At 32.0% G+C, this 996-nt stretch carries 1 protein-coding gene; it reads left to right on the top strand.

The window, feature by feature from the left end:
• Positions 1–324 precede the first annotated feature (324 nt).
• Complete coding sequence (locus V7137_RS27525) at positions 325–915, top strand: DUF1819 family protein (RefSeq protein WP_335701017.1); 591 nt, start codon at positions 325–327, stop codon at positions 913–915.
• The last annotated feature ends 81 nt before the right edge of the window (positions 916–996 follow it).

Genomic DNA, 996 nt, shown 5'->3' with positions numbered 1-996 from the left:
TGTCAATAACCATTCAACTTATGGTTTTTCATTTATGAGTATGATAAGTAATCAAAGGAACCGGGACTACTTTCTTTTTATAACCAAAGGGTTACGAGATGAATTTACATCAATATGTAATAACAATTATGATAGGTGCATGGAAAAAACATTATTTGTAAGAGTCGTTAATTATTAATCCCAAATATATAGAGAAATAATAGTATTTTGTAGATGAAAAATTAAACTCTTAAAGGCGCTGCTTTAATACTTCATATACTTTTAGTATTATTAATAATATGAAAAAAGTCATAAATTAATATCCCATTTAGTTTGAGGTGTAATATGGAATATTCAGCGGGGTTTACGAAAGAAAGCTGGTCCGAAAAAGAGATGGAAATAACCATAAGTTTAATGTTGAAAGGCATGGATAGAAAAGAAGCATTGGATCAGATTCTGAATGAAAACCTTTATCAACTCAGGAGTCCTTCCAGCATCGAGAATCGGTTTCAAATGGTGTATCGGCGTTCTAAAATGTTGGATGACCCTTTAAAGGAGCATTTTACAAAAGCGAATGATCATGACAGAAAAGCACTGGTGCTTCTTAGTTTTAATTTGGCATACCGATTTCCCAAGGAATTCTTTTATGAGGTTATAGTAAACAAATATCATCAGAAAGAAAAACTTCTTAAAAGTGACATCGGCTATTTCTTCGAAAAAAAAGCATTAGAATCAGAAAAGGTGAGTCTGTGGAGGCCAGCAACTGTAAAAAGGCTAACCAATACACTCATTCTTTTCTTTAAACAATCAGGAATGATTCAACCTGTAAATAAACAAGAATTCAATATTTATCCATTATATATAAGTAAACCGCTAAAAGATTATGTTAATGAAAAAGAATTGCTTTTGAAACATTTTGGCGAACTAGGCAGGTGAGAAAATGAATTCTACTTTGAAGAGGCTGGAGAAAATGGATAAACGTATCCATGAACCTGGATTTACGACTCCAAGAGGTAT

This window comes from Neobacillus drentensis (assembly GCF_036962765.1).
GTDB lineage: Bacteria > Bacillota > Bacilli > Bacillales > Cytobacillaceae > Neobacillus > Neobacillus drentensis_C.
The sequence above is the reverse complement of the archived record's forward strand: the minus strand, read 5'-3'. Positions and strand labels throughout refer to the sequence as shown.